The organism is Streptomyces sp. S063, from assembly GCF_002832675.1.
Classification (GTDB): domain Bacteria; phylum Actinomycetota; class Actinomycetes; order Streptomycetales; family Streptomycetaceae; genus Streptomyces; species Streptomyces sindenensis.
The window spans coordinates 6762816-6776913 of sequence record NZ_CP021707.1 but is presented as its reverse complement, the minus strand read 5'-3'; the positions used below and the strand labels follow the sequence as shown (position 1 = coordinate 6776913).

Annotated in this window: 10 protein-coding genes and 2 pseudogenes; 4 read left to right on the top strand and 8 right to left on the bottom strand. The window is 72.6% G+C overall.

Going from position 1 to position 14098, the window contains the following annotated elements:
- Positions 1-36 precede the first annotated feature (36 nt).
- The 3 genes and pseudogenes from CCZ36_RS30765 to CCZ36_RS36100 form a co-directional block, all read left to right on the top strand.
- Positions 37-1317: a VWA domain-containing protein gene (locus tag CCZ36_RS30765; protein ID WP_069740355.1), complete on the top strand. Its 1281-nt coding sequence runs from the start codon at positions 37-39 to the stop codon at positions 1315-1317.
- Positions 1317-2170: pseudogene (locus tag CCZ36_RS30760) on the top strand (hypothetical protein). The gene CCZ36_RS30765 and the pseudogene CCZ36_RS30760 overlap by 1 nt, the downstream one beginning before the upstream one ends.
- Before the next feature lie 121 nt (positions 2171-2291).
- Positions 2292-2680 (top strand): annotated as a pseudogene (locus CCZ36_RS36100) (hypothetical protein); the annotation flags it as partial.
- Positions 2681-2779: 99 nt separating this feature from the next.
- On the opposite strand, the gene CCZ36_RS30750 reads toward CCZ36_RS36100, so the two are convergent.
- Positions 2780-3157, bottom strand: coding sequence for a nuclear transport factor 2 family protein (locus CCZ36_RS30750; protein WP_069740358.1), 378 nt, complete (start codon positions 3155-3157; stop codon positions 2780-2782).
- 41 nt (positions 3158-3198) lie between these two features.
- Positions 3199-3696 (bottom strand): hypothetical protein, encoded by a 498-nt coding sequence (locus CCZ36_RS30745; RefSeq protein ID WP_206515780.1) that lies wholly within the window; start codon positions 3694-3696, stop codon positions 3199-3201.
- A gap of 248 nt (positions 3697-3944) precedes the next feature.
- On the opposite strand from CCZ36_RS30745, the gene CCZ36_RS30740 reads away from it, so the two are divergent.
- Positions 3945-5312: a cytochrome P450 gene (locus tag CCZ36_RS30740; RefSeq protein WP_128819049.1), complete on the top strand. Its 1368-nt coding sequence runs from the start codon at positions 3945-3947 to the stop codon at positions 5310-5312.
- Between the two features lie 54 nt (positions 5313-5366).
- Here CCZ36_RS30740 and CCZ36_RS30735 read toward each other — a convergent pair whose 3' ends face one another.
- From CCZ36_RS30735 to CCZ36_RS30710, 6 genes are all read right to left on the bottom strand, one after another.
- The gene (locus CCZ36_RS30735) at positions 5367-6341 is read right to left on the bottom strand and encodes an ABC transporter substrate-binding protein (protein WP_069740360.1); all 975 of its coding nucleotides are present in this window, start codon (positions 6339-6341) and stop codon (positions 5367-5369) included.
- Position 6342: 1 nt separating this feature from the next.
- Positions 6343-8328, bottom strand: coding sequence for an ABC transporter permease (locus tag CCZ36_RS30730; protein WP_128819048.1), 1986 nt, complete (start codon positions 8326-8328; stop codon positions 6343-6345).
- On the bottom strand, positions 8328-9521 hold the full coding sequence (locus CCZ36_RS30725) for a quaternary amine ABC transporter ATP-binding protein (protein ID WP_128819047.1): 1194 nt from the start codon (positions 9519-9521) through the stop codon (positions 8328-8330). Before CCZ36_RS30725 ends, CCZ36_RS30730 begins: the two co-directional genes overlap by 1 nt.
- A complete protein-coding gene (locus tag CCZ36_RS30720; protein ID WP_128819046.1) occupies positions 9518-11131 on the bottom strand; it encodes a GMC family oxidoreductase in 1614 nt (537 codons plus the stop codon). Before CCZ36_RS30720 ends, CCZ36_RS30725 begins: the two co-directional genes overlap by 4 nt.
- A gap of 97 nt (positions 11132-11228) precedes the next feature.
- Positions 11229-12731: an aldehyde dehydrogenase family protein gene (locus CCZ36_RS30715; RefSeq protein ID WP_069740364.1), complete on the bottom strand. Its 1503-nt coding sequence runs from the start codon at positions 12729-12731 to the stop codon at positions 11229-11231.
- Between the two features lie 531 nt (positions 12732-13262).
- On the bottom strand, positions 13263-14087 hold the full coding sequence (locus tag CCZ36_RS30710; RefSeq protein WP_069742270.1) for an ATP-grasp domain-containing protein: 825 nt from the start codon (positions 14085-14087) through the stop codon (positions 13263-13265).
- Positions 14088-14098: the final 11 nt, after the last annotated feature.

Genomic DNA, 14098 nt, shown 5'->3' with positions numbered 1-14098 from the left:
TTGGGAATACGAACTGATTTTCCATAAGATCCGGCGATGATCACTAGAAAACGGCTGACGACCGGGGTGGGCATAACGCTCGCCACCCTGGCCGCCGGGCTCGGCACCGCGATCCCCGCCGCCGCCGACGAAGCCCCCGCCACCCCCTCTCCCAAGGTCGAGCTGGTGCTCGACGTCAGCGGTTCCATGCGCACCCGGGACATCGACGGCCAGTCCCGGATGGCCGCCGCCAAGCAGGCGTTCAACGATGTTCTGGACGCGGTGCCCGAGCAGGTGCAGCTCGGGATCCGGACGCTCGGAGCGGACTATCCGGGCGAGGACCGCCAGGTCGGGTGCAAGGACACCCGGCAGCTCTATCCGGTCGGCCCGCTGGACCGCACGGAGGCCAAGACCGCGGTCGCCACCCTCGCCCCCACCGGGTTCACCCCGATCGGGCCCGCCCTGCTCGGCGCGGCCGACGATCTGGAGGGCGGGGAGGGCTCGCGGCGGATCGTGCTCATCACGGACGGCGAGGACACCTGCGGGCCGCTCGACCCGTGCGAGGTGGCCCGGGAGATCGCCGCCCGGGGCACCCACCTCGTCGTGGACACGCTGGGCCTGGTGCCCAACGCCAAGATCCGGCAGCAGCTGACCTGCATCGCGGAGGCCACCGGCGGCACGTACACCGCCGTTCAGCACAAGGAAGAACTCTCCGGCCGCGTCAAACAGTTGGTGGACCGGGCCGCCGAGCCCGTCGTCACTCCGGTGGCGACCGAGGGGGCCAAAAGCTGTGCCGCCGCACCCGAGTTGAAGCCGGGCCTCTTCACCGACCGCGCGGAGATCGGCCAGCACCGCTGGTACCGCGTCGATGTGCTCCCCGGTCAGGAGCTGCGCGCCTCGGCGAGCGTCGCGGCCGACCGTGCCGTGGACAACGACTACGGGGTTCTGCTGCGCGCGGTGACCGTGCACGGGCGCGAGATCGTCCGGGGCTCCGAGGCCGGGACCGGCCGGACCGATGTGATCTCGTCCGGGCTGCGCTACCCGAAGCCCGGGGCGGAGGACGGTGACGACGGCGACGGCAAGCCCGCCGCCGAGACCGTCTGCATCCAGCTCGCCCACTCCTTCTCCGCGCCCGCCTCGGTGAAGCGGTCCCCCGGCCTGCCGGTCGAGCTGACCCTGGACCTGGTGGACGGCCCCGACAACGCCTCGGACGTCGCCGCCTTCGGGCTCGGCCGCGGCTGGTGGCTGCTCGGCGTGCTCGTCCTGACCGGACTGGTCGCGGGCCTGCTGACCGGCTGGATCTCGCGCTGGCGCATCTCCGTCTGGAGGACCAACTGATGACCGGGTTCCCTCGCCGCGCCCGCGGCATACGACGCGCGCTCACCGGAGCGCTGCTCGCCGGGCTGACCCTCCTCACCACGGCCGGCCCGGCGATGGCGGACGACCCGTCGGCGAGCGCGAGCCCCGCCGGGGACGAGGCCGGCCCCACCGAGGCCGGCACCACGTTCCGTACGGCGACCGCCCTGAAGCAGGGCCGGTCCGGCACCGCCCGGGCCTCGGCCGGCGACTACCTGTACTGGGTGTTCCCGGCCGATGCCGGTCAGCGGCCCACCGTCGAGGCCACGGTGAAGCTGCCCGAGAGCGCCGCCCGGCGCGGTACGTCCACCTGGCAGGTCGACGTGTACGACGGGCTGCGCCGCCGCCAGGCCTGCATGTACGGGCACCAGACCCGTAAGGCGACGGCCGACGCGGCCACCGTCGAACTGTCCTGCGTCCTGCGCCCCGTGCGGTCCTGGTCGGAGCCCTGGGCCGACGACCCGCTGCCCGGGAGCTACTACATCCGTCTCACCGTGGTGGACCTGCCCGCCGCCGACCTGGGTCTGCCGGTCGACGTGGAAGTGAGGACGAGCGTCAAGGAGCTCGGCGGGGCCACGACGGGGGCGGCACCCTCGCCGAGCCTCTCGTCCCGGGCGTCTCGGTCGCCTCCGCGGGCGAGAGCGACGAACGTGCTTCGGACGGGCCCCGGACCGTCGCCACCGGTGAGCCCGAGGACGGATGGGCCTCGGGCTGGTGGACCGACCGCTGGCTGTGGACCGTGGGCGGTGGCGTACTCGCCGCGCTGGCAGCCGTGTTCGGCTACTCGCTGACGCGGGGCAGGGGCCGCCCGGCCCACGTACCGCCCGGTCTCTGACAGACTCGTCGGCCCCGCGCCCGCGTGGCGGCTGTGGCGGCTCCGCCCCGGTCTCGGCGATCCTGGCTCCCGAAAGGGCGGGATCGTCCGGGCCGGGGCCGCCACGGCAGAGGGGAACGGGATGAGCGGGACGACGACGTACGTACGGTTCCAGAGCACCGAGCGCAGCCCCCGGGTCATTTCCCGGGCATCTTCGCCCTGGCCAACGGGCTGGCGAGGGAGGGGCGTCTGAGCGAGGAGCAGCACCGCTTCTGGCGGGCGGGGAACGACTGGTACGACGCCGCGTACCCCGACCCCTCGCGGTCCGACCCGACGGTGTACGACCCGGCCGTGAACCCCGGGGCGGTGGCCTGGTTCAAGGGGACGGCGACTCATCTGCTGGACCGGATCCCGGGCTATCTCGCGCTGTTGGCCGCGCACGGGGTGCCGTGCGAGCGCCTGGAGTCCGCGGATCCCGGCAGGATCGTGTACGAGGACGACGTCCAGATCGTCGTGGTGCCCCGGCCGGCCCGCGACGTCGGCTCCCGCCGGGCTCCACGATCCGGTCCGCACTTGTCCCGCCCCCCGCCCCGCGACAGCGACACGTTCACGGAGCGCCGACGGGCCGGGTCAGGAGCCGGACGGGTCGATCTCTCCCGCGAAGACGATGACCTGGTCGATGAGGCTCCGCCGCAGATGGACGACGTCCGTTCCCGCGAGACGGGGACCCCCGTCCGGCGTGGTGAAGACCCACTGGTACCGGGCCCACTCGTCCGGCATGTCCACCGCCGAGCAGCGCACCATCGTGCCGGCCCCCGCCGGGTGGCGCCGGATGTCCAGCACGAACCGCTCGACCGCTTCGATCCCTTCGCTGCGGCCCAACGGCCCCCAGAAGACCACGTCCGAGGTCAGGGCCTGGGAGAGGAGCGCCGTCACATAGCTGTCGTCCGAGGCGTTGAACGCGGAGACGAACGTGTCGATTGCGGACTGCGCGGCTTCTTCCTGCATGCACCAGTAATACCAGTTGTTTCACGGAACGCGCTGGTCCCCTAAGCCGTCTTCCGACAACGGTGAACCATTCCGGACCCATCGACAGCCGCACCGGCGCACGCACAACACCTACCCGGGTGGATCCGGCGACGTCCGGCGGACCGCGTGAGGACGGAGACCTCCGCCTTGGTCCGGGTGATCCGCATGACGGTCCTCCTGTGGCCGATGCCCGTCCACAGGAGGAGCAGGGACGACAACGTCAGGTAGTACGCCGTCATAGCGCCCCACTCGCCCGTCGCGGCGGCCCGGACCAACACTGCGGCGAGCAGGCCGGCAACGGCCGCGGAGGCGAAGAATCCGATGGTGCGCGACCTGTGCAGCAGCCGCAGCAGAGCCTCACCCGTCTGCAGTCGGTTCAGCTCCCCGACCCGTCCACATGCGCTGAGTTCCGCCTCTGCGCGCTGGTTCCGGCGGGCGAGCAGCACGATGCACAGCCCGACAGCCACTCCGGTCATCCTGATCGTCAGGTCGAACAACGAGACCTCCCCGTCGCGCACCGATCGTCCCCGGGTCCGTTGCGCGACGAAACCCGGGCCCGGCGGCGCCTGCCCGGGTCCCCGGCCACGAACGCGCCCACTTCGGGCAACCGCGGTTGCCCTTGACAACTCGCTTGCTCTGTAAGGCATCTGAAGGATTTCGGCCACGCCCTGCCGACGCCCTGGTGGAGCGCCTCCCCATCCTGTTCGATGAGGTTCGAACGTTTGCGCGTCGGCAGTGGCGCGCCCCCAGGGAGCGGAGTTCCTCGATGTCCACGCAGACCGGTCCGGCGCCCGACACCCAGCCCCGCGGCCACGCGTTCACGCCGGGGCCCAAGGGGTTGCCGCTGGTGGGGAACCTGCCGCAGTTCGGGAAGAACCCGCTGGCCTTCTTCGAACTCCTGCGCGGGCACGGGGACATGGTGCGCTGGCGGTTCGGCCGCAACCGGTGCGTCTTCCTCGCCGACCCGGACTGCATAGGCGAGTTGCTCACCGAAACGGAGCACACCTTCGACCAGCCGAAGCTCGGGATCGCCTTCCGGACCGTTCTGGGCAACGGCATGATCGTGGCGCGGGGCCGGTACTGGCGGCGCAAACGCTCGCTGGTGCAGCCTTCGGTGCGTCCCAGGCAGGTCGCGTCGTACGCGGCCACGATGGCGGCCTCGGCGGTGGAGCTGGCGGACCGCTGGTCGGACGGCCGACGGATCGACGTCAAGCGGGAGATGGCCGCGCTGACGCAGAAGATCGCCGTGCGCACGATCTTCGGGGTGGACACCCCGGCGGACTCCGAGGCGATGGGCCGGGCGATGGACATCGCCCAGATGGAGATCGGCAAGGAGTTCGCCGGGATCGGCGCGCTGCTCCCCGACTGGGTGCCCACACCGGGCCGGGCGCGCATCAAGAAGGCCGCCGCCGTCATCGACGCCGAGGTGGGCCGGGTCGTCGCCCGGCACCGGGACGGCGAGGAGGAACGCCCCGACCTGCTCAGCCGGTTGCTCACCGCCGTCGACGAGAGCGGGACACACCTCACCGACGACGAGATCCGCGACGAGACGGTCACGCTGTACATCGGCGGTCACGAGACGACGAGCACGACGCTGGTGTGGGCGTGGTACCTGCTCGCCCGCAACCCCCGGGTCCGCGACGCGCTCGCCGAGGAGCTGGACCGGGTCCTCGGCGACCGGGAGCCCGGCTTCGAGGACTACGCCCGGCTGACGTACACCCAGGCCGTGGTGAAGGAGACGCTGCGGCTGTACCCCGCGGTCTGGCTGATCACCGGGGTCGCGAAGGAAGGGGCGACGATCGGGGGCCTGCCGATCGAGGAGGGCACCCGGGTGTGGAGCAGCCAGTGGGCCACGCAGCGCGACGCGCGGTGGTTCCCCGAGCCGGAGGAGTTCCGGCCCGAGCGCTGGGACGCGGAGCGCGGCGAGAAGATCGCGGAGTACGCGTGGTTCCCGTTCGGCGGCGGTCCCCGGGTCTGCATCGGTACGCGCTTCGCGATGGTGGAGGCCGTTCTCCTGCTGGCCGTGCTGGCCCGACGCTTCACCCTGGACGTCGACCCCGGCGAGATCACGCCCGTGACGGGCCTGACGCTCCAGCCGGACCGGGACGTCATGGCGACGGTCCGGGCGCGGTAGCGGGGCGGGTTCCGGTGCCCGGCCTCTCGTGAGAGCGGCCGGGCACCGGGCGGGTCAGTCCTTCGGCAGCCACTTCTTCCAGACGTCCGGGTGGCGCTCGATCCAGCGCTCGGCCGCCTCCTGGGGCGTGAGCTTCTGCTGGGCGATCATCTCGGACACCTCGTTCTGGTCCTTCTCCGACCAGTGGAACTTCTTCAGGAACGCGGACGCGTCCCCGCCGCGCTCGGCGAAGTCCGCGTTGAGGAACTTCTGCAACGGCGTCGTCGGGTACGCGCAGTCGATGTCCTTCGGGTCCTTGGCCGCGCACTCGTCCGTGTACTCGGGGAGCTCCACCTCGACCATCGGCACCTCGTTGAACAGCCACTGCGGTTGGTACCAGTAGCTGAGGAAGGGCTTCTTCTCCTTGGCGAACTGCTGGATCTGGGTGATCTGGGCCGCCTCGGAGCCGGCGAAGACCACCTTGTAGTCCAGGTCCAGGTTCTTCACCAGCGCCACGTCGTTGGTGACGTAGGACGGCGAGCCGTCCAGCAGCTGGCCCTTGCCGCCGCTCTCGGCGGTCCTCAGCTCGTCCGCGTACTTGTTGAGGTTCTTCCAGTCGGTGACGTCCGGGTTCTTGTCCGCCCAGTACTTCGGGACGTACCAGCCGATGTGGCCGGTGACGCCGAGGTCGCCGCCCCTGACGATGGTCTTCTTCTCGTCGATGTACAGCTTCTCCTGGTCCGGGTGGCCCCAGTCCTCCAGGATCGCGTCGACGCGACCCTGGCTGAGGGCGTCCCAGGCGGGGACCTCGTCGGTCTGGACGAGGTCGACGCGGTAGCCGAGCTCCTCCTTGAGGAGCTGCTCGGCCACGGCGACGTTCGCCTGGGCGCCGACCCAGGACTGGACGGAGAGCGTCACCGTCTTGACCCCGGCGGGGGCGGCGAACGGGGAGGCCTGCTTGGTCATGTCGGCGGCGCCGCAGCCCGCCGTGGCGAGCAGGGCGGCAGCCGACGACAGCGCTGTGATCAGGCGCGTACGGGAGCGGTTCATCTCAGCTCTCCTGTCGCTGGCGGCGGGTGGTGGGCTGGGTGACCCGGTCGAGCATCAGGCCGAGGCAGACGATCGCCGCTCCGGCGACGAGGCCGGTGGCCAGGTCGCCCTGGGCGAGGCCGAAGACGACGTCGTAACCGAGGGCGCCGGAGCCGACGAGTCCGCCGATGATGACGACGGCGAGGACCAGCACGACCGCCTGGTTCACGGCGAGCAGCAGGGAGGGCCTGGCCAGCGGGATCTGGACCTGGCGCAGTTGCTGGCCCGGGGTCGCGCCGAGCGAACGGGCGCACTCCATCGCCGCCGGGTCGACGCCCCGCAGGCCCTGCGTGGTGATGCGGATGACGGCGGGCAGCGCGTAGACGACCGCGGCAGCGGCGGCGGGGGCACGGCCGACGCCGAAGAGGGCGACGACGGGGATCAGGTAGACGAACTGCGGCATGGTCTGGAAGACGTCGAGGACCGGGCGCAGCAGCCGCTCCAGGCGTTCGCTGCGGGCCGCGCCCACGGCGACGCCGAAGCCGATGACCAGGGTGACGGCGACGGCGGCGAGGACCTGGCTGAGGGTGTCCATCGCGGGTTCCCACACGCCGAGTACGCCGATCGCGGCCATGGCGAGGACGGCGGTGACGGCGGTGCGCCAGGTGCCGATGGTCCAGGCGAGCGCGGCGACGATCAGCAGCACCGACCACCAGGGCAGTCCGGTGAGCCCGCCCCGCAGCGGGTTGAGGACGCCGCTGGTGAAGTGGGAGGCGAGGTCGGCGGTGCCGCCGACGACGGGCACCCCGGTGTAGAGGTGGTCGACCATCCAGTCCTTGGCGGTGTTGACCGGGCCGGCGATCGCCACGGTCACGTCCTCGGGCCAGACCCGGCCGTCGGTGGCGCGTCCGGCCGCGGCGACGGCCGCGGTGACGACGGCGGCGAGGGTCCAGCCGCGCCAACCGCGCAGCAGGGCGGGGCCGGTGGGATCGGCACCGATACGGTGTCCCGCCGCCTCCGTCGTACGGTCCAGCACGACGGCCAGCAGCACGATCGGGATGCCCGCGGCGAGGGCGGCGCCGACGTCCACGGAGGACAGCGCCTGGTAGACCCGGTCCCCGAGGCCGCCCGCGCCGATCACGGAGGCGATGACGGCCATGGAGAGCGCCATCATGATGGTCTGGTTGAGGCCCAGGAGGAGTTCCTTGCGGGCCAGCGGCAGCCGCGCGCTCAGCAGGCGCTGCCTGCCGGTCGCGCCGAGAGAGGTGACGGCTTCCATGACGCCGCCGTCCGCGCCGCGCAGGCCGAGCGCGGTGAGCCGGGCCATCGGCGGCGCCGCGTACACGACGGTGGCGAGGACGGCACCGGGCACGCCGATGCCGAACACCAGCACCACCGGCAGCAGATACGCGAAGGCGGGCAGCACCTGCATGGTGTCCAGGACCGGGCGCAGGATGCGGAACACCCGGTCCGAGAGCCCGGCGGCGAGGCCCAAAAGCAGCCCCAGCACGACGGAGGCGAGGACGGCGACGACCATCAGCGCGAGCGTCTGCATGGTCGGCACCCACATACCGAGCAGCCCACAGAGCAGGAACGAGACGCCCGCGGTGAGGGCGAGCCGGATCCCCGCGACGCGCCAGGCGACAGCGGCGCCGAACACGGTGACACCGGCCCAGCCGAGCGCCAGGAGGACGAGATAGACACCGCGTACGGAGAGCACGACGGCGTTGCTGATGTGGCCGAAGAAGTAGAGGAACAGCGGGTGGCTGTCGCGGTTGGAGACGATCCAGTCCGTGACCTCGCCGAGCGGGGCGGAGAGGTCGGCGGTCAGCACCTCGGGCCAGATCCCGCCGCCCCAGCGGCCGTGCACGACGGGCACGACGACGGCGGCGACGAGTGCGAGGAGCAGGAGCTTCGCGGCGGCGGGGCGGTCACGGAGGGCGGCCAGCGGCCCCCGGCGCGCACCCGTGGCGACGGAACGGGCCGGGGTGGCCTGTGCGGTGGCCATCAGAGGGTCACCTCGCGGGAGCCGTCCGGTGCCTCGGGGGCGGCGGAGGCTCCGGCGGCCCCGGACGCGACGTCGGACGGCACGGGCGTGGGGGCGCCGCCGGGCGCGGAGGTCCCGGCGACGACGTCGAGCAGGCACGCGCGGTCGACGACGCCGACGAGCCGGCCGCCGTCCATCACCCGGGCGACGGGGTCGCCGGAGCGGGAGACCGCTTCGATGGCCTCGGAGACGGTGGCGTCGGGGCGTACGGCCGGGCCGCGCTCGCTCTCCCCCGCGAGCGCGGGCCGCATGGCGGTGGCGACGGTGAGGACCTGCTCGCGCGGGACGTCGCGGACGAACTCGCGGACGTAGTCGTCGGCGGGCGAGCCCACGATCTCCTCGGGGGTGCCGAGCTGGACGATGCCGCCGTCGCGCATGAGCGCGATCCGGGTGCCCAGACGCAGGGCCTCGCCGAGGTCGTGCGTGATGAAGACCATGGTGCGGCCCTCCTCGCGGTGCAGCCGGACCACCTCGTCCTGCATCTCGCGGCGGATCAGCGGGTCCAGCGCGCTGAACGGCTCGTCGAAGAGGAGGACGGAGGGGTCGACGGCGAGCGCGCGGGCGAGCCCGACGCGCTGCTGCTGGCCGCCGGAGAGCTGCGAGGGGCGGCGGTCCTCAAGCCCGGCGAGACCGACCTTGGCCACCAACTCGGTAGCCTTGGCGCGACGTTCGGCCTTGCTCAGACCCTGGATCTCCAGGCCGTAGGCGACATTGTCCAACACCGTGCGGTGCGGCAGGAGTCCGAAGTGCTGGAAGACCATCGCGGCGCGGTGGCGGCGCAGTTCGCGCAGCCGGGCCCGGTCCATCGCGAGGACGTCCTCGCCGTCGATGGCGAGGGTGCCGCTGGTGGGCTCGATCAGCCGGGTCAGACAGCGTACGAGGGTCGACTTGCCGGAGCCCGACAGGCCCATGACGACGAACACCTCACCCTTGCGGACGTCGAAGGAGACGTCGCGGACGGCGGCGGTGCAGCCGGTGGCCTCGCGCAGTTCGGCGGGCGGCAGGGAGGCGTGCTCGCTGCCGGGGACGCGGTCGGCCTTGGGGCCGAAGACCTTCCAGAGGTTCCGTACGGAGAACACCGGGTTCTCGTCGGTTTCGGTGGCTCCCGCGTTCCCGGAGGGGCCGGTGGCCTTGAGGGTCTCGGTTCCGGTCATCGGGCATCGCCTCCGGTGCTGGTGCTGGTTCCGGCGGCCGGCGCGGTGTCACGCGCCTGGTCCGCGAGGAGTTCGGCGCACTTCTCGCCGACCATGAGAACGCCGATCATCGGGTTGACGGCGGGCATGGTCGGGAAGACGGACGCGTCGGCGATCCGGATGCCCTGAAGGCCGCGGATGCGCAACTGCGGGTCCACGACGGCTGCTTCGTCGTCGGTGGCCCCCATCCTGCAGGTGCCCGCCGGGTGGTAGACGGTGTGGGCGACCTTGCGCGCGTACTCGCTGATGTCCTCGTCCGAGGTGACCTCGGGGCCGGGGCAGACCTCGCGCCCCAGCCAGTGGGCCAGCGGTTCGGTGCGGGCGATCTCGCGGGCGAGCTTGATGCCGTCGACGAGGGTGCGGCCGTCGTAGTCGTCCTCGTCGGTGAAGTACCGGAAGTCCAGGGCCGGCTTGACCTCGGGGTCGGCGCTGGTGAGGTAGAGGCGGCCCCGGCTGCGCGGCTTGGGGATGTTCGGGGTCATCGACACACCGTGCTCGGGCTTCTCGTAGCCGAGCCGCTCCGGGTTGTCGGTGAAGGGGATCTGGTAGAAGTGGAACATCAGGTCCGGGCCCCGGGATCCGGGGTCGCGGCGCACGAAGAGTCCCGCGTCGGAGTCCATCGCGGAGTTCTCCGGGATGGGCCCGTCGGTCTCCCAGACGATGACGGACTCGGGGTGGTCGAGCAGGTTCTCGCCGACCCCCGGGAGGTCGTGGCGGACGTCGATGCCGAGGGCGGACAGGTCCTCGCGGGGGCCGATCCCGGAGTGCAGGAGCAGCCGGGGCGTGTCGACCGCGCCCGCGCAGACGATGACCTCGCGGGCGGCGCGCAGCAGGATCTCCTCGCCGTCCTTGGTGCGGACGTGGACGCCGGTGGCGCGGGTGCCGTCGAATTCCAGGCGGTACGCCCAGGTCTCCAGCAGGATCCGCAGGTTCGGGCGGTCGCCGGCCTCGATGTGCGGGTGGAGGTAGGCCACCGACGCGGAGGAGCGCTTGTTGTTCTCGGGGTGGTAGGCGAGGTCGAAGAAGCCGACGCCCTCGTGGAACGGCTTGCTGTTGAAGCTGTCCACGCGCGGGACCCCGGCCGCCTCCTGGGCGGCGTCGACGAAGTCGCGGGCGATGGCGTTGCGGTCCTTCTCGTCGACCGGGACGATGTTGTTGCGCAGCTTGGCGAAGTACGGGTCCATCGCGGCGGCGTCCCAGCCCTCGGCGCCCGCCTCGGCCCACTCGTCCCAGTCGCCGGGCAGCGGCTTGAAGCTGATGAGCGTGTTGTGCGAGGAGCAGCCACCGAGGACGCGGGCGCGGCTGTGCCGGATGTGGCTGTTGCCGCGCGGCTGTTCGGTGGTGGGGTAGTCGTAGTCGAGGTCCCCACCGAGGAGGCCGAGCCAGCGGCGCAGGGTCAGGACGTCGTCGCGGTCGATGTCGGTGGGGCCGCCCTCGATGACGGTGACGGTCACGTCCGGGTCCTCGGTGAGCCGGGAGGCGATGACCGATCCGGCGGTGCCGCCGCCGACGATCACGTAGTCGGTCACCAGGCCGTCGGGGACCGCGGTGCTGCGGGGGGTGGAAGGCATCGGTCACTGCTCCTTCTGCAAGGTTCGTGCGTGTACGTGGTGCTGCGAACAGCCGGGCGGGGCCCCGGGGTCGATGCGATCGGGGCCCCCGCAGGCGTCAGCCGGCGAACCAGCGCTGGGGGCGCGGGTTGAGGTTCTGGTAGATGTGCTTGGACTCGCGGTACTCGGCGAGCCCCGTCGGTCCGAGCTCGCGTCCCGTGCCGGACTTCCCGAAGCCGCCCCACTCGGCCTGCGGGAGGTAGGGGTGGTAGTCGTTGATCCAGACGGTGCCGTGGCGCAGCCGTCCGGCGACCCGGCGGGCCCGGCCGGCGTCGGTCGTCCAGACGGCGCCCGCGAGGCCGTAGTCGGTGTCGTTGGCCAGCGTGATGGCCTCTTCCTCGGTACGGAAGGTCTCGACGGTGAGAATCGGGCCGAAGGTCTCCTCGCGGACGACCTTCATCCCGCGGTGGCAGCCGTCGAGGACGGTCGGCCGGTAGAAGTAGCCGCCCTCGGGGAGTACGTCGCTCGGCTTCGGGCGTTCGCCGCCGGCCCGGACGGTCGCGCCCTCCTCGCGGGCGGAGGCGACGTACATCTCGACCTTGGCGAGCTGCTGGGCGGAGACGAGGGGGCCGCACTCGACGCCGTCGAGGGTGCCCCGGCCGAGGCGGATGGCGTCGGCGCGGCGAGCCAGCTCGGTGACGAACCGGTCGCGGACGCTCTCCTCGATGATCAGGCGGGCACCGGCGGAGCAGACCTGGCCGCTGTGGAAGAACGCGGCGTTCAGCGCCTGGTCGACGGCGGTGTCGAAGCCCTCGTCGGTGGCGCAGGCGTCGGCGAAGACCACGTTGGGGTTCTTGCCGCCGAGCTCCAGGGCCACCTTCTTCACGGTCGGGGCCGCGGCCTGGGCCACCTTCGTACCGCTGGCGAGGCCGCCGGTGAAGGAGACCAGGTCGACGTCCGGGTGCTCGGAGAGCCGGGCGCCCACCGGGTCGCCCGCGCCCGTGACGAGGTTGGCGGCCCCGTCGGGGAGCCCGGCCTCGGCGAGCAGCTTGATCAGGTGCACGGTGGAGAGCGGGGTGACCTCGCTGGGCTTGAGCACGAAGGTGTTGCCCGCTGCGAGGGCCGGGGCGATCTTCCAGCTGGCCTGGAGGAGGGGGTAGTTCCAGGGCGCGATGAGGGCGCAGACGCCGACGGGCTCGTGGACGACGATGCTGTGGACGTCGGGGTCGCCCGCGTCGACGACCCGGCCGCCGCTCTCGTTCATCACGAGGTCGGCGAAGTAGCGGAAGGCTCCTGTCACGTCGTCGACGTCGACCCGGCCCTCCTCCAGGGTCTTGCCGGTGTCGCGGCTCTCGGTGATCGCGATCTCCTCGCGGTCCCGCTGGAGGAGCTCGGCCACCCGGCGCAGCAGCCCGGCCCGCTCGGCGACGGGCCGGTGCGGCCAGGGGCCGTCGTCGAAGGCGCGCCGTGCCGCCGCGATCGCCGCGTCGGTGTCCGCCACGCCGCCCTCCGCGACGACGGCCAAGGCCGTGGCGTCGGCGGGGTCGAGGACCGTGCGGGTCTCGCCCGATACGGCGGCCCGCCAGGTGCCGTCGATGTGGATGGTGCTGAGCTCCAGCATGTCGTGTTTAGCCTTCCGTGCCTGAAATGCCCCCTCCGGTTTCGGCCAGGGCATGCGCATGGCGGGCCGACATCCGGCGCACCAGCAGCCTGGACCCCTCCCCACTCCGCCGGAATGTATGCCGAGAATTTCACGCAGAGTGACGCGCCTCACGCGTGGCGACCTCGGCAGGACGCTTGCCGGGCGCCCTCCCGGACGGCCCGTTGCTGGTCAGGCGGGTGCTCCCGGGGCCGTCGGACGGCAGGCCGCGCGCTCCCGCACCCCCGGCCCCTCCCCCTCGACCGCGGCGGCGAACCGCTCGGGGCGGGCCAGGAGTCGCCGGTGGCCGGGTGGAGCGCGGTGTGCGCCAGCAGCCGGCCCGCCAACAGATGCGGGGCCTCCGGGGCGGTCGGGCGGCGGGAGCGGCCTCCCGGAGCGCACCGCCGCCGGCCCGGGTGCGCTCCCCGTCCGCGCACCGCGGATGGCGCAGCCGCCACTCGGCCGTGGCCGGCCGCCGCCGCACCGGCCCGTCGCTCCCTTCCGACCTCCGCGTCAGGCCCGGGGAGCGGCCACTGCGGGGCGGGCTCGCCGGAACTCCAGATCCCGTTCGGGCACGCGGCCGAGGGGGCCCGCCGACCGGAGCACCACGTCCAGGGCGCGGTCGGGGTCGGCGGCGTACACCGTGCTGAACCACGCCATATTGGCCTCGACGACCGCCCACGCGGGGGCGCGGCCGGGCCGGCGCATCCGTCCGACGTCCACGACGACGGCTCCGGGCAGAGTGTTCCCGCGTTCCTCGGTGAGCCGGCGGGCGAAGGCCCGTACGGCAGCCTCCTGGGGGTGGCCCGTCAGCGGGGCGGCGTCGAGCCGCCCGTACACGGCGTACTGCGAACCGGTGCGGATCTCGCCGTCCAGCAGAAAGAGCCTGAACTCGTCCTCCCAGGTGACGACTTCGCTGATCTGGACGAGAGGGTCGCCGGAGCCGGGCGGGGGCGGCGGGAGCGAGGCCCCGTCCGGGTGGACCGCGGCGGGGAAGCTCTTGTCGGTGGGCGGTTTGACGAAGAGCGGGCCGGTGCGGCGGCGGGCCTCGGAGAGGGGCATCCGACGTATGTCACGACCGGTGTGGGCGAGGGGCAGGGCGTCCAGCCATCCGTCGTGGGGTTCCAGGAGCGCCACCCCGAGCGGACCGGCGACCCGGGCGGCGAAGCGTGGTCCCCCGTAGTAGTGCGCGTCCGCCCGCCCCCGGTACCGCTCGGGCACTCCGTCGGCGGGCAGCACCGTGACCTCCATGCCGCGTCGGCGGGCCGCGCCGGCGAGGAGGGAGGCCGTGCCGGAGCGGTGCGGCGCCAGCGCCAGGAACCCCGGTCCGGATGTCATACGGTCCCTCC

What these genes read in the sequence shown, in the direction of transcription:
- CCZ36_RS30765 (WP_069740355.1), top strand. Translation starts at nt 37, where the DNA reads ATGATCACTAGAAAACGGCTGACGACCGGGGTGGGCATAACGCTCGCC.
- CCZ36_RS30750 (WP_069740358.1), bottom strand. Translation starts at nt 3,157, where the DNA reads ATGCAGGAAGAAGCCGCGCAGTCCGCAATCGACACGTTCGTCTCCGCG.
- CCZ36_RS30740 (WP_128819049.1), top strand. Translation starts at nt 3,945, where the DNA reads ATGTCCACGCAGACCGGTCCGGCGCCCGACACCCAGCCCCGCGGCCAC.
- CCZ36_RS30735 (WP_069740360.1), bottom strand. Translation starts at nt 6,341, where the DNA reads ATGAACCGCTCCCGTACGCGCCTGATCACAGCGCTGTCGTCGGCTGCC.
- CCZ36_RS30730 (WP_128819048.1), bottom strand. Translation starts at nt 8,328, where the DNA reads ATGGCCACCGCACAGGCCACCCCGGCCCGTTCCGTCGCCACGGGTGCG.
- CCZ36_RS30725 (WP_128819047.1), bottom strand. Translation starts at nt 9,521, where the DNA reads ATGACCGGAACCGAGACCCTCAAGGCCACCGGCCCCTCCGGGAACGCG.
- CCZ36_RS30720 (WP_128819046.1), bottom strand. Translation starts at nt 11,131, where the DNA reads ATGCCTTCCACCCCCCGCAGCACCGCGGTCCCCGACGGCCTGGTGACC.
- CCZ36_RS30715 (WP_069740364.1), bottom strand. Translation starts at nt 12,731, where the DNA reads ATGCTGGAGCTCAGCACCATCCACATCGACGGCACCTGGCGGGCCGCC.
- CCZ36_RS30710 (WP_069742270.1), bottom strand. Translation starts at nt 14,087, where the DNA reads ATGACATCCGGACCGGGGTTCCTGGCGCTGGCGCCGCACCGCTCCGGC.